This is a genomic window from Nocardia sp. NPDC004654 (assembly GCF_040609595.1).
Lineage (GTDB): Bacteria > Actinomycetota > Actinomycetes > Mycobacteriales > Mycobacteriaceae > Nocardia.
Map to the genome: position 1 here is coordinate 564,254 of NZ_JBEXKI010000002.1, position 17,936 is coordinate 582,189.

Genomic DNA, 17,936 nt, shown 5'->3' on the forward strand with positions numbered 1-17,936 from the left:
GCTCATTCGAGCAGCGGAAAACGACCCGAGGTGAGCAAGCCGGTGATGGCGTCGATCTTCGCTTGCGGCGCGGCGTAATCCGGGTGGGCGCGGAGCACGCCCGCGGCGTCGCGGAGCCGGTGCAGCTGGGTGGCGGCTTCGGCGACATCGCGGCCGCCCGGGCTGATTCGGTGGGTGGCGAAGGCGAGCTTGCCGGGGTCGACACGGCCCAGGGCGCGAGCCTTGTCGACGCGGCGCGAGCAGCGGCAGAACGCCTTCGGCTCGGCCAGTCCGCAGGTGGAACGCAGGAACGCGCCGAGGCGCTGCTTGGCCCGTTCCAGCCGTTTCTGGCAGGCCGCCGGGGTGATGTCGAGGATCCAGGCGGACTCGGCGGCGGTCAGCTCGAAGATCTCGCCGAGGACGAAGACGACGCGCTCCTCGCGGCCGAGGCATTGCAGCATCGCCTGCGTGCAGCTCAGTCGCGTCTCCTCGGCCAGCAGGGCGGCCTCCGGTCCCCGGTAGTCGGCGGCGGCGAGACCGTCGGCGAGGTCGTCGCGGAAGTCGTCCAGGCCGATCTCGGCGTGTTCCTGCGGTGATCGCCTGCGCAGGTTCAGCAAGTAGTTGACGCCGACCCGGTAGGCCCACGTCAGCAGTTTCGCCTCGCCGCGCCAAGTGGACAGCCGAGTGACTATGCGCAGCAGAATCTCCTGCACGGCGTCCTCGGCATCGGCGGGCCGCCCGACCATGCGCAGCGCCAGCCGGTACAGCGGATCCTGCAAGCGGCCGATCACCTCGCGCAGCGCGGCCGTGTCACCGTCGACGGCCAGCGCGACGAGCCGCAGTTCTTCCTGGTCCGGGCCGGTCGCACTGTCGTCGGTCGCGACGTCGGCGAGTTCATCGGGCAAGCCGATCGTGTCCGGCGAGGCGGCACAGCCATGGACGCCGCGCGCTGGGCGCCGCAGGGCGCGCCGAGCCGCATCCGTCGTGGTGCCCGATGGCGCGCCCCCGATCGTGCTCTCGCCGGGCCGGTCGATCGGCTCGCGCGCCTCGTGCATCGTTCTTCTTCCTCTCTGCTCACACCGCGGCGGGCCGCGTCTGTCACACCGTGACGGGCCGCGCGACCAATGCGTGCCTGCGCAGCCAGCTCGCGACCGCCTGTCCGATGGCGTCGGGCTGGTCTTCCGGGCTGTGGTGCGCGCCCGGCCCCACCGATTCGACCTCGACGGCGGCGAAAGTCTTTGCCGCCCAGGCGATCACCTCGGGCGACCCGAGGCCGACTCCGGGCTCGACGCGCATCAGTAGCTTGGGCACCTCCGCGCTCTCCGCCATCCATCGTCCATAGTCACGGACCCGCTGCGCGACGTCGGCGGGTTCGCCGTCGAGCGGAAGGTGCGGAAGATGTCGGCCGAGCCCTGCGGCAGTTCGTCCCAGCGTCCGGCTGGCCCGCTCAGGTCAGCAGCGGGAAGTGCCCCGACCGCAACAGCCCGGCGATGGCGTCCATCCGTTCCCGTGGCGCGGCGTAATCCGGGTGCCCGCGCAGCACCGCGGCGACATCGTGCAAGCGGATCATTTGTTCCTCGGCTTCGAGCACCGTCCGCCCGCCGGGGCTGACCGGGTGGGTGGCGAATTGCGGCGCCGCCGTATCGATGCGGCCGAGCCGCACCGCTTTCTCGACCCGTCTCGAACAGCGGCACGCCGCCCGCGGGTCGGCCAGGCCGCACGAGGAGCCGAGAAACGCGCCGAGACGTTTCTTGGCTCGCTCCAGTCGTTTTCGGTACGCGGCGGGAGTGATGTCGAGGATCCACGCCGCGTCCGGCGAGCTCAGTTCGAAGACTTGGCCGAGCACGAACGCGACGCGTTCCGCACGAGCGAGGCATTGCAGCATGCCCTGGCTACAGGTGAGCCGGACCTCGCTCGACAGCAACGCCGCCTGTGGCCCTTGATAGTCCTCCGCTGCCAAGCCGTCGGTGAGACCGGCGCCGAACTCCTCCAAGCTGAGCTGGCGCTCCTCCTGCGGCGTCCGCGTGCGCAGATTGATCAGGTAGTTGACGCCGATGCGGTACGCCCAGGTGAGCAGTTTCGCCTCGCCGCGGAAGGTGGCGAGGCGGGTGACCGCGCGGATCAGGATCTCCTGGGTGGCGTCCTCCGCCTCGGCGGGACGCCACACCATCCGCAGGGCCAGCCGGTAGATCGGGTCCTGGAGCATCCGGATGATCGCGGAGACCGCGTCCCGATCGCCGTCCACCGCGCGGGCGACCAATTCCGCTTCCGCGCGCCGGACTTCCTCGGTTGTCGCGGTGTCGTCGACCGGATCGTCGCCCGCCGCGACGTCTGCACTGCTCATCGGGTCATCTTCGGTAGCCTGCCGCGGTCCCGCAAGCCCGCTGTGACTCTGGCTTTCGGCGTGAATGTCGGGTACGTGAACCCCCTTCCGTGCGCGGAGCCGTGCAGCTCCATCAGATCGTTTCCGCGTGGACCTGGGCGCACCTGCGATGACCGTGGTGCGCCCCACGAGTGTCCGGGGCGTCGTGGACCGCGCGGGCGGATTCAAGATCGCGCGACCGCCGAGACCAGCGCGTGCTCGCGCAACCACTCGGCGACCGCCGAGCCGATCTCGTGCGGCCGATCCTCCGGTGCGTGGTGCCCGGCGGGCGGAATGGAGACCACCTCCGCGCTGGCGAAAGTGGTTGCCGCCCACCGCGCCGACTCCGCCGAGCCGAGACCGACGCCGTTCTCCAACACCATGATCAGCGTCGCGATCTCGGGTGTCTCGGCGAGGTACCGGCCGTAGTTCCGCACGATGTCCACCACGTCGGCGGGCTCGCCGCCGAGCGGAATCTCCCTGGGCCACATCAGCAGCGGCTTGCGTGTGGCCGGGGTCGGGTAGGGGGCGCGGTAGACGTCGTGGACCTCCTGCGACAGATTCGTCACACCCCTCGGCAGATTGAATTCGATGAACATGTTCTCCTCCAACACCATTCGCTCGCCCTCGGCGGTCCGGAACTTGCGGAACAGCTCGGCGCCGAGCGGCGGCATCTCGGACCACTCCATCGGCCGCAGGAAGGTCTCGATCAGCGCGATGCCGCGCACCCGGCCGGGATGGCGCGCGGCCCAGTCCATGCCGAGTGCGCCGCCCCAGTCGTGGCCGACGATGACCACCTCGTCCAACCCGAGGCCGTCGAACCAGGCGTCCAGGTAGCGCGCGTGATCGACGAACCGGTAGCCGATGTCGGGCTTGCCCGAGTCGCCCATGCCGATCAGATCGGGAGCGAGCGCCCTGGTCTGGTCGGTGACGTGCGGAATCACCTTGCGCCACAGATAGGACGAGGTCGGGTTGCCGTGCAGGAACACCACGGGCACGGACCCCGAGCCGGTGTCGGTGTAGGAAATGAAGGAATCGAGAACGTCGATGGTGGCCACGGGAAAGCTCCTTTCAGCTGCTTGCACCCGTTTCGACACAGCGACCGTGCAGACTGTGACCGCGCGACATGTGACGCTCGACACATCGCGCCTCATCGAAGGATTCGGGGTAGAAATGCGCCGACCGAACAATGTCGGACCCCCATGGCATCCTTCGGATATGCGGAAGATGAGTGTGGCGGCCGCGCGGCGAACGGCCTTGGCCGCGCAGGGGTTCGGCAGGCGGCGCCCGGCCGCCGTCACGCGCCGGACGATGGCCGACGTGCTCGCCAGAACCCAGCTGTTGCAAATCGATTCGGTGTCGGCGGTGGTCCGCGCGCACTACGCCCCGGTGTTCAGCCGGATCGGCGGCTACGACCGCGCGCTGCTCGACGAGGCGGCCTGGAGCCACAGCGCCAAGCGGCCGCGGCGGCTGGTCGAGTACTGGGCGCACGAGGCCGCCCTCATTCCGGTCGAGGACTGGCCGCTGATGCGCTGGCGGATGGTGCAGTACCAGCACGGCCGTTGGTCGGGGATGCGCAAGGTGCTGGACCGCAATCCGACGCTGGGCAAGGACATCCTGGACGTGATCCGGGATGTCGGCGCCGCCACCGCCGGTGAGGTGGAGCGGCATCTGGAGCTGGACAAGCCGCGGCCCAAGGGATCCTGGTGGAATCTCAGCGACACCAAGATGATCTGCGAACAACTCTTCGCCGCGGGTGAGCTCTCCGTCGACAAGCGCGTCGGCTTCACCCGGCACTACGATCTCGCCGAGCGGGTGCTACCCCCGGAGGTGTTGGCACGCGACGTTTCGGAGGCCGACGCCGTCGTGGAACTCGTCCGCAGAGCCGCCACCGCGCTGGGCATCGGCACCGAGACCGACCTGCGCGACTACTACCGCCTGCACCGCTCGCAGACCGAACCGGCGATCGCGGCGCTGGTCGACGCGGGCGAACTGGAAGAGGTCGAGGTCGCGGGCTGGGGCAAGACCGCCTACCTGCGGTCCGGTGCCGCCACGCCGCGCCGCGTCGAGGGGGCCGCGCTGCTGTGCCCGTTCGACCCGCTGATCTTCTTCCGGCCGCGCACCGAGCGGATCTTCGACTTCCACTACCGCATCGAGATCTACACCCCCGAGCACAAGCGGGTGCACGGCTACTACGTCTTCCCCTTCTTGCTGGACGGGGAGCTGGTCGGCCGCGTCGACCTGCGCGCCGAACGTGCGAGCGGACGATTGCTCGTGCCGGGCGCGTTCGCCGAGCCCGGCCGCGCCAACGCGGAGACCGCGGCGGCGCTGCGCACGGCCCTGCGCGAGATGGCGGACTGGCTCGAGCTGGACGAGGTGGTGATCGGCGAGCGCGGAGAGCTGGCCGCGCTGCTGTAGATCAGAAGTCGCGCTTGGGTCCGTAGCCTCGCATCTGGTCGCGCAACGCGCCGTGCACCGCGTTGGACAGCCACGAGTTCAGCGAGACCCCGCTCGCCGCGGCCGCCTCCTCCGCCTTCGCCTTCATCTGCTCGACCAAGCGCAACGTGACGCGGCTGATGTCACCGGTCATCTCCTCGAAGGTCGGATGCTCCTCGGCGGTGGCGTTCTTGCGGACGTCGACCGTGGCGTCGGTGCCATCCACCGAGACGTGCACGGTGCGGTCCTCCAGCGCCGAGCTGACCTCGCCCGCCAGCTCGGACAGCGCCGCGAGCAGCACGAGCCGGGCCGACGCCTCGGTCGCCGAGGCCAGCGCGGCGGCGGTGGCCTGGGTCTTCTCGTCGCCGAGCGCCGCGGCCGCCACCAGGTTCTCGCGCAGCTGCGCGGTGTACTTGTTCAGATCCATGACATCAGTGTGGCGTCAAAAATGACATCATTCAAGGAAAGATTGATGTCTCGGCGGCGTCGGTGGGAGGTGAATCACCCGCGCGGGCAGCCGGATCGCCGGTCAGGGTGTCGAGGGTGCCCTGTGGACCGGGTAGCCTTTCTGACCATGACGAACGGTGAATCGACGCCAGCGGAGCTGCGCGCGTCCGGCACAGTAGGTGTCGCGATGGTGACCCCCTTCAGTGCCGACGGCAAGCTGGATGTCGATGCCGGGGTCGCGCTGGCGGCCCGTCTCGTCGACCGCGGTGTCGATCTGCTCGCGATCTCCGGAACCACCGGTGAATCGCCGACCACGACCGAGTCGGAGAAGTACGACCTCCTGCGCGCCGTCGTCGACGCCGTTGGCGATCGCGCCACCGTGATCGCGGGAGCGGGCACCTACGACACCGCCCACTCCATCGAACTCGCCCGCAACGCGCAGCGGGCGGGCGCACACGGTCTGCTCGTGGTGACGCCGTACTACTCGCGCCCTTCGCAGGAGGGCCTGATCGCGCACTTCACCGCGGTCGCCGACGCCACCGACCTGCCGGTCACCCTCTACGACATTCCGCCGCGCTCCATCATCCCCATAGGTCCGGACACGATCCGCACGCTCGCCGAGCATCCCCGCATCGTCGCGGTCAAGGACGCCAAGGGCGACTTGAACGCGGGCGCCGAGCTGATCGCGAGCACCGGTCTGGCCTGGTACTCCGGCGACGACTGCCTGAACCTGCCGTGGCTGTCCATCGGCGCCGTTGGATTCATCAGCGTCATCGGCCATCTGGTGCCCGAACGGCTGCGTGAACTCGTCGACGCCTACCAGGCGGGCGATGTGGCGCGGGCCCGCGACATCAACGCGCGACTCGTCCCGCTGAACCACGCGATGGCGCGCCTCGGCGGCGTCGCGATGACCAAGGGCGGGCTGCGCCTGCTCGGCGTCGACGTGGGCGAGCCGCGACTGCCGCAGCTGATGCCGAATACCGACGCCCTGGACCGCCTCGCCGCGGACCTGCAGACCGCGGGAGTGCTGGCATGAACGACCTACGGGACCAATCCGCCGCAGCACAGGAGGTGTCGGCATGACGACTCCGCGCCGCCCCCGTCGCACCGCGTCCCGCCCCGCGGGCGCGCCCGAACCCGCTCCCGTCGAACGGGAACGCACCGAAAGACCCGCCGCCGAACCGGTGGCCGCGCAGCCCGAGACCGCAGCGCAGCCCGAGACCGCCGCGCAGCCCGAGACCGCAGCGCAGCCGCAGACCCCGGCGCAGCCCGAGGTCTCCACGCAACCTGAAGTCGCCGCGCAGCCGGAGACCGCCGCCCAGCGCCGGGCCGAAACCCCACAGCGGCCCGAGCCCGCCGAATCCCCGCGTGCGGAGTCGGGCAGAAGGTCCGACAAGGCCAAGAGATCGCAGGCCCCGCAGGAACGGCAGCCGGAGCAAGCACGGCAGAACGGCCAGAGCCGCAGATCCGGCCGCGGTCGCCAGGGCCGCCGCGGCGAACAGCCGCCCGCCCCGACGCCCGTGGTGGCGGCGCAGGACCGGCTCGGCACTCCGCCGAAGCTGCCCAAGAACGGTCTGCGCGTCTTCGCGCTCGGCGGTATCGGCGAGATCGGCCGCAACATGACCGTTTTCGAGTACGGCGGCAAGCTGCTCATCGTCGACTGCGGCGTGCTCTTCCCCGAGGATCAACAGCCCGGCGTCGACTTGATCCTGCCCGACTTCCGTCCCATCGAGGACCGGATGGACGACGTCGTCGCGATCGTGCTCACCCACGGTCACGAGGACCACATCGGCGCGGTGCCGTTCCTGCTGCGCATGCGCGGCGACATCCCGGTCATCGGCGCCAAGTTCACCCTCGCGCTGGTGGCCGCGAAGTGCCGCGAGCACCGGCTGCACCCCAAGCTCATGGAGGTCGTCGAGGGCGAGACCACCATCCACGGTCCGTTCGAGTGCGAGTACTTCGCGGTCAACCACTCGATTCCGGACGCGATCGCGGTCGCCATCCGCACCCCGGCGGGCGTCGCGCTGCACACCGGCGACATCAAGCTGGACCAGCTGCCGCTGGACGGACGGCTCACCGACCTGGCCGGTTTCTCCCGGCTCGGCGACGAGGGAGTGGACCTGTTCCTGGTCGACTCCACCAACGCCGAGGTGCCCGGTTTCGTCACGCCCGAACGCGAGATCGGCGGCGTGCTGGACAACGTGATCGGCAAGGCGCGCAACCGCGTGATCGTGGCGTCCTTCGCCAGTCACGTGCACCGCATCCAGCAGGTCGTCGACGTGGCCCAGAAGTACGGTCGCCGAATCTGTTTCGTCGGTCGCTCGATGGTCCGCAACATGCAGATCGCCCAGGACCTCGGCTACCTCACGGTGCCCGACGGCGTGGTCGTCGACCTCGACGTGGCCGCGACCCTGCCCGGCGACCGGCTGGTGCTCATCTCCACCGGCTCGCAGGGCGAACCGCTCTCGGCGCTGTCCCGGATGGCGCGCGGCGATCACCGGCAGATCCACATCCGCGCCGACGATCTGGTGGTGCTGGCCTCCTCGCTGATCCCCGGCAACGAGAACTCGGTGTTCGCCGTGGTCAACGGGCTGTCGAGGCTGGGCGCGACGGTCATCACCCAGCAGAACGCCAAGGTGCACGTCTCCGGACACGCCTCCGCGGGCGAGCTGCTGTACCTGTACAACGCCGTCCGGCCCACCAACGCCATGCCGGTGCACGGCGAATGGCGGCACCTGCGAGCCAACGCCGCGCTCGCGGTGGCCACCGGCGTCCCCGAGGACCGGGTGGTGCTCGCCGAGGACGGTGTGGTGGTCGATCTGGTGGACGGCATCGCGTCCATCGTCGGCCGGGTGCCGGTCGGCCACGTCTACGTCGACGGCCTGTCGGTCGGCGACGTCGGCGAGTCCACGCTGTCGGATCGTCTGGTGCTCGGCGAGGGCGGTTTCATCAGCATCACCGTCGCCATCGACGAGACCACCGGCAAGGCCGTGAGCACGCCGGAGCTGAGCGGTCGCGGCTTCTCCGACGACCCGACCGCGCTGGCCGCCGCCGCGGAACTCGTCGAGGCCGAGCTGCTGCGGCTGGCGGGCGAGGGCGTCACCGACACCCACCGCATCGCCCAGGGCGTGCGCCGGGTGGTCGGGCGCTGGGTCGCCGAGGCCTACCGCCGTCGTCCGATGATCGTGCCCACCGTCATCGCCGTCTGATCCCGAAACGCGAAAGCGCCGGAAGACATTGTCTTCCGGCGCTTTTCGTTTCCGGTCTACTGAGCCTGGCAGGCCGCCGAGTCCAGCTTCGCCGAGCGCACGATGTTGCAGGTGAACTGGTGGGAGACCTTCCAGTCGCTACCCTCGGCGACGAACTCGACGAACGCGTTCTCCACCGGCTGCCCGTCGATGGTGACCTTCGCGTCGGCCTTGAGCTTGCCGTCCTTGGGGTCCTGCACATTGGTGATCTCGACGGTCACCTTGTTGCGCTTGGCCGCGTCGACCAGCTTGTCGACCAGCTGCGGATCGCGCTCGGCGTCCTGAATCCAGCTGATCTTCTCCTCGGAGCTCACCGACGGATCGAACGCGCGGTTGATGCGCTCGTTGAGCAGCGAGGCGGCCGGCTTGGGCAGGTTCGGCGCCGTGGTGGTCGCGGGCGCCTTGCCCTCGACCGCTTTGTCCTCGTTCTTGCCCTCCTCGAACTTGCCCGCGGGCGAGGTGCTCGTGCCCGTGCTGGAGGAGTCACTGCTGGAGCTGCACGCGCCGAGTGCGAACGCCGAAGCGGTCAGCAGGACGGCGACCGCGGCCCGAATGGAGCGGTGTTTCACGATATTCCCCTGGTGAAGTGGTGTCGCGGTCTCGAAGCGGACGACGCGACGTGTCGGATTTACAGCGAGTAGCCCGCGGTGCAACGCCAGTCGACGACCCAGCCGCCGGACAGGCGCGACATCGCCGCCGCGCGGGCCTCGGAGTAGCTGGGCCGCGCCGACGCGCTCCAGCGCGTGTTGGAGCTGGCGAGCACGCCGCAGCCGTTGGTCCAGGAGACCAGGGTGGAGCAGCCGTACCCGCAGACCTCGACCGCGGCATCCTCTGCGGCGCTGTAACTTCCGTAGTTGTTGGCGATGCCGTAGGCGCCGTCGCTCGACACGGCGATCGCGCCGTAGTACCCGTACGCGGCCTGCGCCGGTGCTGTAGTGGCCAGCATCGAACCGACCGTTGCCACGATGACCGCGGCAGCGGTGAAGAACTTCTTCAAGGTGAATCCCTTCGAACTGAGAGTCCACGACCCTTATGGACCAGTGACAAGCTACCTAGCAACCATCCGGGAAGCCAGTCCTGGTGTCGGATAAGGTCGGCACGTGAGCATGGCACAACGGGAACGTCAGGCGCTGGTCGTCGCGATGTCGGCCGCCGGTCCGGACGCGCCGACCCTCTGCGGCACGTGGACGGTGCGAGATCTGGCGGCGCACTTGATCGTTCGGGAACGCCGCCCCGACGCCGCACCCGGCATCCTGTTGAAGCCGTTCGCGGGCTACCTCGAGTCCGTGCAGGAGCGCGTGGCGCGCAAACCGTTTCCTGAGCTGCTCGAGCTCGTGCGGACCGGACCGCCCTGGTGGTCGCCGCTGAAACCGGTGGACGCGACGATCAATCTGAGCGAGATGTTCGTCCACCACGAGGACGTGCGCCGCGCCGGATCGGACTGGGAGCCACGCGAACTCGCCGACGCCGACGAGTCCAAGCTGTGGGACCTGGCGCGCCGGGTCGGCAAGATGGCCTATCGCAAATCCCCGGTGCCGGTGGTGCTCGCGACGCCCGACGGGCGCAGGGCGGAAGTGAAGTCGGCCGACGGCGCCGCGGTGACGCTCACCGGCAAACCCTCCGAGCTGGTGCTGCACGCGTTCGGCCGCGACAAGGTGCGCCTCGAGACCGCGGGCGAACCGGACGCCGTGCAAGCCGTGCTGAAACTCGACCGGTCGGTCTGAACCGGTGCTCGAGCGGGGCATCCGATAGTGCTTCGGGGCGCTCGAGGCACGCGATGCGGGTGTTGCGGATGGTCTGGATGGGGCGTTTGCGGCTAGCCTGGGTCCATGGCAGGTAAGTCCCGCAGCACCACGACACCTCGTGCGCGGGCGGGATCGGCCCGGGGGAGGACCACCACGGCGCGGTCTCGTTCCACCACACCCCGGGGTGGTTCCGCACCGCGCGGGCGCGCCACACCGGCCCGCAGACCCGTTCGCCGCAAGTCCGACACCGCGCCGTTGGCCGTCTTCGGCCGCGGCATCACCAGTGGCTGGAACATGCTCGCCCGCGGTCTCGGCGCCACCACCCGCACGCTCAGCAGGGCGGGCGAGATCGAACACGGACACCGGCGCGACGGCATCGCGCTCGCGCTGATCGCGCTGAGCGGCGTCATCGCGGCCGCGGTATGGCTCTCGGCGGGCGGTCCGATCGGGCACTGGGTCGAAGAAGCGATCCGGGCCGTGTCCGGTTCCGCCTCGGCCGCATTGCCGTTCGTCGCGACCGGCATCGCGATCGTCCTCATGCGCACGGAACCGCATCCCGAGATCCGGCCGCGGCTGGTGCTCGGCGGTCTGCTGGTCGGCCTGCCGCTGCTCGGTATCTGGCATCTCGCCGCGGGCGCGCCCACCGACGCGCACGGTCGTTCCCGCGCCGCGGGCTTCGTCGGCTACGTGATCGGCGGCCCGCTGGCCGGCGGGCTCACCGCGTGGCTGGCCGTGCCGATCCTGTTGCTCGCCATCGTCTTCGGCGTGCTGCTGCTCACCGGGACCACGGTCCGCGAGGTGCCACAGCGGCTGCGCGAATACTTCGGCACCGCCGCTGGCGGCGACGAGTACGGCGACTTCGAGCCGCGACGCGACTACGACCCCGCCGAGTACGACGCCGACGGTTTCCCCGCGCACCGCACCGCGTCTCGGCGCCGCGGCCGCACCCCGGTCGAGAACTATCCACCCGACGAATTCGCCGGATCCGACGCGGTCACCGAATCGCTGGGCGAGCCGCCGCTGCGCGATGCCAAGCCGATCGCCACCGAACCGCCGCCGGAACCGCCCAAGCCGAAGAAGCGCGCGGCGCCGAAGGTGCAGGACCAGACCCCGCCGCCGCCCAAGGAACCCGAGTTCGTCGCGGACCGAGTGATCGAGGGCGACTACACGCTGCCGCCGCTGACCCTGCTCACCGACGGCGACCCGCCCAAGAAGCGCAGCGCCGCCAACGAATCGATGATCGAGGCGATCACCGAGGTGCTGGTGCAGTTCAAGATCGACGCGGCGGTTACCGGATTCGTGCGCGGCCCGACGGTCACCCGCTACGAGGTGGAGCTCGGCCCGGGCGTGAAGGTCGAGAAGATCACCGCGCTGGCCCGCAACATCGCCTACGCCGTCGCCACCGAGAATGTTCGGCTGCTCGCGCCGATCCCCGGCAAGTCCGCCGTCGGCATCGAGGTGCCCAACTCCGACCGCGAACTGGTGCGGCTGGCCGACGTGCTGAAAGCGCCGTTCACCCGAAACGACCACCACCCGTTGGTGATCGGTCTGGGCAAGAACATCGAGGGCGAATTCGTCTCTGCCAATTTGGCGAAGATGCCGCATCTGCTTGTCGCGGGTTCCACCGGATCGGGTAAGTCCAGCTTCGTCAACTCGATGCTGGTCTCGCTGCTGCAGCGCGCCACCCCCGACGAGGTGCGGATGATCCTGATCGACCCCAAGATGGTCGAACTCACCCCGTACGAGGGCATTCCGCACCTGATCACGCCCATCATCACCCAGCCGAAGAAGGCCGCCGCCGCGCTGGCCTGGCTGGTGGAGGAGATGGAGCAGCGCTACCAGGACATGCAGGCCAACAAGGTGCGCCACATCGACGACTTCAACAAGAAGGTGAAGTCGGGAGCGATCACCGCGCCGCTGGGCAGCGAGCGGGTCTATCGGCCCTACCCCTACATCCTCGCCATCGTCGACGAACTCGCCGACCTCATGATGACCGCGCCGCGCGACGTAGAGGACGCGATCGTCCGCATCACCCAGAAGGCGCGCGCCGCGGGCATCCACCTGGTGCTGGCGACCCAGCGGCCGTCGGTGGACGTGGTCACCGGTCTGATCAAGACCAACGTGCCATCCCGCCTGGCGTTCGCGACGTCCTCGCTCACCGATTCCCGGGTCATCCTGGACCAGCCGGGCGCCGAGAAGCTGATCGGCATGGGCGACGGACTGTTCCTGCCCATGGGCGCGAACAAACCCACCCGCCTGCAAGGCGCGTTCATCAGCGACGAGGAAATCCACGCCGTCGTCGACTACACCAAGAACCAGGCCGAGCCCGAGTACCAAGAGGGCGTCACCGCCGCGAAGGCCGGGGAGAAGAAGGACGTCGACCCCGACATCGGCGACGACCTCGACGTGCTGCTCCAGGCCATCGAACTGGTCGTCACCTCACAATTCGGTTCCACCTCCATGCTGCAACGCAAGCTGCGCGTCGGCTTCGCCAAGGCGGGCCGCCTGATGGATCTCATGGAGACCCGCGGGGTGGTCGGTCCCAGCGAAGGGTCCAAGGCGCGGGATGTGCTCGTCAAGCCGGACGAGCTGGAGGGGTTGCTGTGGTCGATTCGCGGCGGGGGTGCGGAGTCGGGCGAGGACGAGGAGTAGGGATCCCTCACCACAGATGGGCGTGGTGGACGAGCGCGTCGGTGATCAGCGCGGCGCCCAACAGGCCGAAGATGATTCGCACCGAGAGCGGTCCGTACTCGGTCAGAACGCGGACGATCGCGCGATACACCCGGCGGGCCCGCGGGGTGCCGCGCATGGACAGGGCGAGGATCAGCAGGGGCGGCAGTAGCGCGACCGCGCAGTAGGCGACGATGATCGCGGGCCACAGCGGCGGCAGCGGGTCGTGCGCGGACAGCATGGCCAGGCCCGCGAGATACGGCACCGCCGTCGGCGCCTGAGCGAATCCGATGGCGATGCCCACCAGTGCGAGCACCCAGGGCCGTCGCCGGGCTTTCGTCGCCCACGCGGGCGGGTCGCGGCGGGCGCCGGACGGCAGCACGGCGAGCACGAGCAGCACCACGCCCACCACCAGTTCGCCCCAGTAGCGGATGGTCGGCGTCAGTTCGAAGCCGAGCAGCGAGGTGAGCCAGGTGATGCCGAGGACGGCGCAGATCCCGAACGTGGTGGTCATCGCGAACACGCCCGCGACGAAACTCAGTCCGCCCGGCAGCGGGGACCGGCGCGCGAGCTTGCTGTCGTACACGATCGCCACCGTGACGCCGACGAGCAGCAGATCGAGCGAATCGAGGAAGGCGAAGCCGGTCAGCGCCAAGAGCAGAGTCACCATGACCACACCGAACATACGCGAGGATCTGGTGGCCCCGATCGGCCTCGCGGCGTGGGTCCGCCCTCAGATTGTGGGTCTCAGCTCTTGCGCGCCCGCAAGGTGTAGCTGAGCGGGACGCGCTCGGGATGCTCGATCAGCCGCCACTCGTCGTGCTCGTCGCAGGTCATCCGGCCGGGCAGGGCATTCCACGGGACGCTGCGATGTTCGGTGAGTCCGGTGAGTGTGAGGCCGTTGGCCAGCAGCGCCGAGACGATCTCGCCGATGCCGTGGTTCCACTCGTGGGTAGTGGTCTGCTCGAGGCGACCGTCGGTCTCCACGTAGGTTGTCGTCGGCGAACACCATCGGCTCGGGCGTCTCGAAATACGGGTAGCCGAGGGTCAATCGGTCGGTGACGGACTCGTCGACGGTCCACAGCATCGGATGGCCTTCACGCAGGAACAGGCGACCGCCCGGTCGCAGCAACCCGGCCACGGTCCGCGCCCACCTTTCGATGCTCGGCAGCCAGCACAGCGCGCCGATACCGGTGAACACCAGATCGAATCGCTCCTTGCCGAGCGCCGAGACCGCTTCGTAGACATCGGCTTCGACGAAATCGACGTCGGCCCCTGTTCGCTCCGCGAGTTCGCGAGCCTGCGCCAGCGACGCCGGGCTGAAGTCGAGACCGGTCATCCGAGCGCCGAGTCGAGCCAACGAGATCGTGTCCGTGCCGATGTGACATTGCAGGTGCACGCCGCGCAACCCGCGCACGTCACCGAGCAGTGGCATATCGAAACGCACCACCGCACTGAGAAACTCCGGCTCCGCCACGAACCGCGCCACCCGATAGTCCGGCGACGCGGCATGCATCGGCGCCCGCTCATCCCAGTTCGCCCTGTTCAGGGTGCGATAGTCGTCGGCCATAGTCACCGACTGTCGCACGGCCACCGGCCCCGCCGCACCCGAATATTTCGACCCCCGAATCGGTGCAACCAAAGCCCGCGATGCTTCGGTGGGGCATCGACGGCCTCGACTTCGTCTCGGTGAACGCCGTACCCCGGGCGGGGTCCCGGCGGGACCCCGTCGCGAGCTGCATGGTCGGGCTTACCCGTTACGCGGCGTCGAGGGCCGCGGTGATCTTGCGGGTCATCGCGGCCACGGCCGGGCTGGGCTGGCTATGGGCGGCCGCTTCGACGGCGACGAGAACGGTGTCGCGGAAGTTGTTCGCCTCGGCCGGATCCTGCTGCTCGAGCAGCTTCACGGCGGTATGCGGTGCCGCGCGATCCCGCCGGGCCGGACGATCAGTCCGGTCAACGATTTCCGCACTGTCCGACCCTTATGTCGGCGTCGAACCGGTTTCCTCTTCGCTGATCGCGCGAGCGCGTCTGTAGCTCACCGTGGAATCGAACCAACGCGACCGGGCCTTATGAGAGCCCAGCGGCCAGCCTGCGTGAGCCGGGACTGGAGTGCCAGGATTCGAACCTGAACCGGTGGAACCAAAATCCGCCATGCTTGCCCTTACACCACACTCCATCGATGCTGGGGCGCCAGGATTCGAACCTGAACCAACGGAATCAGAGTCCGCCGTGCTGCCGGGTTACACCACGCCCCATCAGCGCGCTTGGGAGGACTCGAACCTCCGACCTCCTGCTTCGTAGGCAGGCGCTCTTTCCAGCTGAGCTACAAACGCTTGTTCGCTGGTATGCGAACCAGTTCCCCCGGCGAGATTCGAACTCGCAACTCCCGGCTCCTAATGCCGGTGCCTCTACCAGTTGGGCTACGAGGGAGTGCGGCCCGGAGGCCGAAACTCATGTGGCAGCAGGAGTTTCGAGTGCGCGAGCAGATCGTTAGTCGGCTCGCGTGTGCTGCCGTTCACTATGAAGTTGGACGGCGCGGAGGGAGGGAGTCGAACCCCCGACCTTCGGTTTTGGAGACCGGTGCTCTACCAGTTGAGCTACCCCCGCATACGAAAAGGGGCCGTTCCCGGCGGATCGCCGCGGAATGGCCCCTCGAAAAGGTTCTCGGGTGTCGAGAACTCAGGGACCGCTCCGGACGCGCATCCAGTGGGCGTCGAGTAGGCGCAGGGCGGCGTTCGGGCGCGCGGCGCCGAGCGACCACTGTCGCTGTTGCCGGGTTCGCGCTGTCATCGCCTGTGCCTCTCGGGTTTTCGGGAGCGGTTCTTCGTCGTCTTCGACGCTAACACCCCGATCCGCCTGGGGAAACCGATTTTTCGAGACTGGTCGGGCGAATTATTTCGGAGGGTGCCGCAACGCGCTCGCAATCGTTGTGACGCGGTGTCCGGTGCGCTGGACGCACGTCTTATGCGCGCCCGAGGCTGCCGCGGGAGTGTGACAGGATGGTCAGCAACCGACCCGCTAGCCGACAAGAACGGACAAATCGGGCATGATGGCCGTCATGACTACCGCCTCCGATCGGGCCGCAGCATGCAGGTGACCGCACTGGAATGGGGGATCACCATCGCGGTGATCCTCGGCTTGTTCGTCTTCGACTTCTTCGCTCACGTGCGCACGCCGCACGAACCGACCTTCCGCGAGTCGGCCTTCTGGTCGACGGTCTACATCAGTCTCGCCCTGGCCTTCGGCGGCTTCGTCGCCTGGCGATGGGGCTCGACCTTCGGCGGGGAGTACTTCGCCGGTTTCGTCACCGAGAAGGCGCTCTCGGTGGACAACCTGTTCGTCTTCCTGATCATCATGACCACCTTCGCCGTGCCGCGGATCTACCAGCAGAAGGTGCTGCTCATCGGCATCGTGCTCGCGCTGGTCATGCGCGGTGCGTTCATCGCCGTCGGCGCGGCCGCGATCAGCGCGTTCAGCTGGGTGTTCTACCTGTTCGGCGCGTTCCTGATCTACACAGCCGTCAAGCTGCTGCGCGAGAGCGGGCACGAGGTGGAGGCCGAGGAGAAGCGCGACAGCCGCATCGTCGCGCTGGCGAAGCGGGTGCTGCCGACCACCGACGAGTACGACGGCGACAAGCTCGTCACCCGGGTCGACGGCCGCAGGGCGGTCACCCCGCTGCTGCTCGCGCTGCTCGCGATCGGCTTCGCCGACCTGCTGTTCGCGCTGGATTCCATCCCCGCGATCTACGGCCTCACCGAGGAGCCGTACCTGGTCTTCACCGCGAACGCGTTCGCGCTGATGGGCCTGCGCCAGCTGTACTTCCTGATCGGCGGCCTGCTGGACCGGTTGGTGTACCTGTCTTACGGCCTTGCCGCGATCCTCGCGTTCATCGGCATCAAGCTCGTGCTGCACGCGCTGCACGAGAACACGCTGCCGTTCGTCAACGGCGGTGAACACGTCAGCGTGCCGGAGATCTCCACCCCGGTCTCGCTGGGCGTGATCATCGGCGTGCTGGTCGTGGCCACCGTCGCCAGCCTCGTCAAGACGCGGGGCGCGGCGCGCCAAGACGCCGAGTAGACCGCGAAGAGCCCCGCACCCTCGACACGGGTGCGGGGCTCTGTCGTGCGATCGGTCGGCGTCGTGCGATCAGTCGGCGAAAGCGCCCATGACGGGCGACCACTCCACGGCGCGCACCGAGTCGACGAGCGCCTCCCGCGCGAAGGGGTCCTGCGCGAGCAGGTCCTTCAGCGCCGCCTCGTCCGCGGCTCGGAAGATCAGCAACGCGCCCGACCCGTCCGGGTACGGCCCGCTCGACAGCAGCGTGCCCGCCTCGACCAGCCCGGACAACCAGGCGCGGTGCTCGGGACGGTGGGTGTCGCGGCCAGGAACGGTGGCCTCGGAGTAGGTGTAGTGGACGGCGAAGATCGGCACGGCGTGTCGCTTTCTCGGTCGGCGCTTCAGAGGGTCAGCAGCATGCGGGTGTTGCCGAGCGTGTTCGGCTTCACATAACTCAGGTCGAGGAACTCGGCGACACCGGTGTCGTAGGACCGGCACATCTCGGCGTACACCTCGGCGGTCACCGGCGTTCCGTCGATCTCGACGAAGCCGTGCCTGCCGAAGAACTCCACCTCGAAGGTCAGCACGAACAGCCTGCGCAGTTCCAGTTCCCTGGCGACCGCGACGAGCCGCTGCACGATGAGCTTGCCCACCCCGGTGCCTTTGGCGTCGGGATGCACCGCGACGGTGCGCACCTCGCCGAGATCGGCCCACAGCACATGCAGGGCGCCGCAGCCGACGACGCGCCCGTCCACCTCGGCCACCCAGAACTCCTGGACCGACTCGTAGAGGGTGACCAGGTTCTTCTCCAGCAGGATGCGGCCCGCGTAGACGTCGACGAGGCGTTTGATCTCGGGGACGTCCGAGGTTCGGGCGCGTCGCACAACCGGGCCGGAGCCGGGCACGGCGGAGGCCGCGCTGGTATTCGCGTCGCTGGTCGAACCACCTAGTGGTCCCCGAGAGGTCATGGGGTGCACAGTAGTCGGCACC

18 protein-coding genes, 5 tRNA genes and 1 pseudogene are annotated in these 17,936 nt (G+C 68.9%); 6 read left to right on the top strand and 18 right to left on the bottom strand.

The features are described from left to right. Positions 1-2: 2 nt before the first annotated feature. From ABZV58_RS08375 to ABZV58_RS08390, 4 genes are all read right to left on the bottom strand, one after another. A complete protein-coding gene (locus ABZV58_RS08375) occupies positions 3-1,034 on the bottom strand; it encodes an RNA polymerase sigma factor (RefSeq protein ID WP_354999489.1) in 1,032 nt (343 codons plus the stop codon). A gap of 43 nt (positions 1,035-1,077) precedes the next feature. Then, positions 1,078-1,308, bottom strand: a complete 231-nt coding sequence (locus ABZV58_RS08380) for a hypothetical protein (protein ID WP_354999490.1) — start codon at positions 1,306-1,308, stop codon at positions 1,078-1,080. A 118-nt stretch (positions 1,309-1,426) separates the two neighbouring features. Continuing rightward, the gene (locus ABZV58_RS08385) at positions 1,427-2,323 is read right to left on the bottom strand and encodes a sigma-70 family RNA polymerase sigma factor (RefSeq protein ID WP_354999491.1); all 897 of its coding nucleotides are present in this window, start codon (positions 2,321-2,323) and stop codon (positions 1,427-1,429) included. 203 nt (positions 2,324-2,526) lie between these two features. Next, on the bottom strand, positions 2,527-3,495 hold the full coding sequence (locus tag ABZV58_RS08390) for a haloalkane dehalogenase (RefSeq protein ID WP_354999492.1): 969 nt from the start codon (positions 3,493-3,495) through the stop codon (positions 2,527-2,529). 64 nt (positions 3,496-3,559) lie between these two features. Here ABZV58_RS08390 and ABZV58_RS08395 point away from each other — a divergent pair, with 64 nt between their 5' ends. Continuing rightward, the gene (locus ABZV58_RS08395) at positions 3,560-4,759 is read left to right on the top strand and encodes a crosslink repair DNA glycosylase YcaQ family protein (RefSeq protein WP_354999493.1); all 1,200 of its coding nucleotides are present in this window, start codon (positions 3,560-3,562) and stop codon (positions 4,757-4,759) included. Between the two features lies 1 nt (position 4,760). On the opposite strand, the gene ABZV58_RS08400 is transcribed toward ABZV58_RS08395, so the two are convergent. Beyond that, positions 4,761-5,204 (bottom strand): toxin-antitoxin system HicB family antitoxin, encoded by a 444-nt coding sequence (locus tag ABZV58_RS08400; RefSeq protein ID WP_354999494.1) that lies wholly within the window; start codon positions 5,202-5,204, stop codon positions 4,761-4,763. 147 nt (positions 5,205-5,351) lie between these two features. Here ABZV58_RS08400 and dapA point away from each other — a divergent pair, with 147 nt between their 5' ends. Both dapA and ABZV58_RS08410 read left to right on the top strand, forming a co-directional pair. Further along, positions 5,352-6,260, top strand: coding sequence for a 4-hydroxy-tetrahydrodipicolinate synthase (gene dapA / locus ABZV58_RS08405; protein ID WP_354999495.1), 909 nt, complete (start codon positions 5,352-5,354; stop codon positions 6,258-6,260). 43 nt (positions 6,261-6,303) lie between these two features. Continuing rightward, the gene (locus tag ABZV58_RS08410) at positions 6,304-8,433 is read left to right on the top strand and encodes an RNase J family beta-CASP ribonuclease (protein WP_354999496.1); all 2,130 of its coding nucleotides are present in this window, start codon (positions 6,304-6,306) and stop codon (positions 8,431-8,433) included. A gap of 56 nt (positions 8,434-8,489) precedes the next feature. Here the strand turns inward: ABZV58_RS08410 and ABZV58_RS08415 are convergent, their stop codons facing one another. After that, positions 8,490-9,041: a hypothetical protein gene (locus tag ABZV58_RS08415; RefSeq protein WP_354999497.1), complete on the bottom strand. Its 552-nt coding sequence runs from the start codon at positions 9,039-9,041 to the stop codon at positions 8,490-8,492. Positions 9,042-9,100: 59 nt separating this feature from the next. Then, complete coding sequence (locus ABZV58_RS08420; RefSeq protein WP_354999498.1) at positions 9,101-9,469, bottom strand: DUF4189 domain-containing protein; 369 nt, start codon at positions 9,467-9,469, stop codon at positions 9,101-9,103. A gap of 103 nt (positions 9,470-9,572) precedes the next feature. Here ABZV58_RS08420 and ABZV58_RS08425 point away from each other — a divergent pair, with 103 nt between their 5' ends. Both ABZV58_RS08425 and ABZV58_RS08430 read left to right on the top strand, forming a co-directional pair. Continuing rightward, a complete protein-coding gene (locus tag ABZV58_RS08425; RefSeq protein WP_354999499.1) occupies positions 9,573-10,196 on the top strand; it encodes a TIGR03085 family metal-binding protein in 624 nt (207 codons plus the stop codon). Positions 10,197-10,511: 315 nt separating this feature from the next. Further along, a complete protein-coding gene (locus ABZV58_RS08430; protein WP_354999854.1) occupies positions 10,512-12,869 on the top strand; it encodes a DNA translocase FtsK in 2,358 nt (785 codons plus the stop codon). 7 nt (positions 12,870-12,876) lie between these two features. On the opposite strand, the gene ABZV58_RS08435 is transcribed toward ABZV58_RS08430, so the two are convergent. From ABZV58_RS08435 to ABZV58_RS08475, 9 genes and pseudogenes are all read right to left on the bottom strand, one after another. Next, entirely contained in the window at positions 12,877-13,557 is a 681-nt protein-coding gene (locus ABZV58_RS08435; RefSeq protein ID WP_354999500.1) for a GAP family protein, read from the bottom strand. Positions 13,558-13,634: 77 nt separating this feature from the next. Beyond that, complete coding sequence (locus ABZV58_RS08440; protein WP_354999877.1) at positions 13,635-13,874, bottom strand: hypothetical protein; 240 nt, start codon at positions 13,872-13,874, stop codon at positions 13,635-13,637. 163 nt (positions 13,875-14,037) lie between these two features. Further along, a pseudogene (locus ABZV58_RS08445) lies at positions 14,038-14,457 on the bottom strand (class I SAM-dependent methyltransferase); the annotation flags it as partial. 187 nt (positions 14,458-14,644) lie between these two features. After that, positions 14,645-14,794: a hypothetical protein gene (locus ABZV58_RS08450; protein ID WP_354999501.1), complete on the bottom strand. Its 150-nt coding sequence runs from the start codon at positions 14,792-14,794 to the stop codon at positions 14,645-14,647. A 200-nt stretch (positions 14,795-14,994) separates the two neighbouring features. Beyond that, positions 14,995-15,066: transfer RNA gene (locus ABZV58_RS08455), tRNA-Gln, on the bottom strand. A gap of 6 nt (positions 15,067-15,072) precedes the next feature. Continuing rightward, positions 15,073-15,145, bottom strand: a tRNA-Gln gene (locus ABZV58_RS08460). A 4-nt stretch (positions 15,146-15,149) separates the two neighbouring features. Then, a tRNA-Arg gene (locus tag ABZV58_RS08465) sits at positions 15,150-15,223 on the bottom strand. Between the two features lie 23 nt (positions 15,224-15,246). Beyond that, positions 15,247-15,320: transfer RNA gene (locus ABZV58_RS08470), tRNA-Leu, on the bottom strand. A 104-nt stretch (positions 15,321-15,424) separates the two neighbouring features. After that, positions 15,425-15,497: transfer RNA gene (locus tag ABZV58_RS08475), tRNA-Trp, on the bottom strand. A gap of 480 nt (positions 15,498-15,977) precedes the next feature. Here ABZV58_RS08475 and ABZV58_RS08480 point away from each other — a divergent pair. Then, positions 15,978-16,967, top strand: a complete 990-nt coding sequence (locus tag ABZV58_RS08480) for a TerC family protein (RefSeq protein WP_354999502.1) — start codon at positions 15,978-15,980, stop codon at positions 16,965-16,967. A 69-nt stretch (positions 16,968-17,036) separates the two neighbouring features. On the opposite strand, the gene ABZV58_RS08485 is transcribed toward ABZV58_RS08480, so the two are convergent. Both ABZV58_RS08485 and ABZV58_RS08490 read right to left on the bottom strand, forming a co-directional pair. Then, positions 17,037-17,321, bottom strand: a complete 285-nt coding sequence (locus ABZV58_RS08485) for a YciI family protein (protein WP_354999503.1) — start codon at positions 17,319-17,321, stop codon at positions 17,037-17,039. A gap of 26 nt (positions 17,322-17,347) precedes the next feature. Beyond that, complete coding sequence (locus ABZV58_RS08490; protein ID WP_354999504.1) at positions 17,348-17,914, bottom strand: amino-acid N-acetyltransferase; 567 nt, start codon at positions 17,912-17,914, stop codon at positions 17,348-17,350. Positions 17,915-17,936: the final 22 nt, after the last annotated feature.

Excerpts from the sequence above, each read along its gene's own strand:
- ABZV58_RS08490 (WP_354999504.1), bottom strand. The coding sequence starts at position 17,914 with ATGACCTCTCGGGGACCACTAGGTGGTTCGACCAGCGACGCGAATACC.
- ABZV58_RS08410 (WP_354999496.1), top strand. The coding sequence starts at position 6,304 with ATGACGACTCCGCGCCGCCCCCGTCGCACCGCGTCCCGCCCCGCGGGC.
- ABZV58_RS08435 (WP_354999500.1), bottom strand. The coding sequence starts at position 13,557 with ATGGTGACTCTGCTCTTGGCGCTGACCGGCTTCGCCTTCCTCGATTCG.
- ABZV58_RS08390 (WP_354999492.1), bottom strand. The coding sequence starts at position 3,495 with ATGAGGCGCGATGTGTCGAGCGTCACATGTCGCGCGGTCACAGTCTGC.
- ABZV58_RS08380 (WP_354999490.1), bottom strand. The coding sequence starts at position 1,308 with ATGGCGGAGAGCGCGGAGGTGCCCAAGCTACTGATGCGCGTCGAGCCC.
- ABZV58_RS08375 (WP_354999489.1), bottom strand. The coding sequence starts at position 1,034 with ATGCACGAGGCGCGCGAGCCGATCGACCGGCCCGGCGAGAGCACGATC.
- ABZV58_RS08430 (WP_354999854.1), top strand. The coding sequence starts at position 10,512 with ATGCTCGCCCGCGGTCTCGGCGCCACCACCCGCACGCTCAGCAGGGCG.
- dapA (WP_354999495.1), top strand. The coding sequence starts at position 5,352 with ATGACGAACGGTGAATCGACGCCAGCGGAGCTGCGCGCGTCCGGCACA.
- ABZV58_RS08480 (WP_354999502.1), top strand. The coding sequence starts at position 15,978 with ATGCAGGTGACCGCACTGGAATGGGGGATCACCATCGCGGTGATCCTC.
- ABZV58_RS08400 (WP_354999494.1), bottom strand. The coding sequence starts at position 5,204 with ATGGATCTGAACAAGTACACCGCGCAGCTGCGCGAGAACCTGGTGGCG.
- ABZV58_RS08385 (WP_354999491.1), bottom strand. The coding sequence starts at position 2,323 with ATGAGCAGTGCAGACGTCGCGGCGGGCGACGATCCGGTCGACGACACC.
- ABZV58_RS08395 (WP_354999493.1), top strand. The coding sequence starts at position 3,560 with ATGCGGAAGATGAGTGTGGCGGCCGCGCGGCGAACGGCCTTGGCCGCG.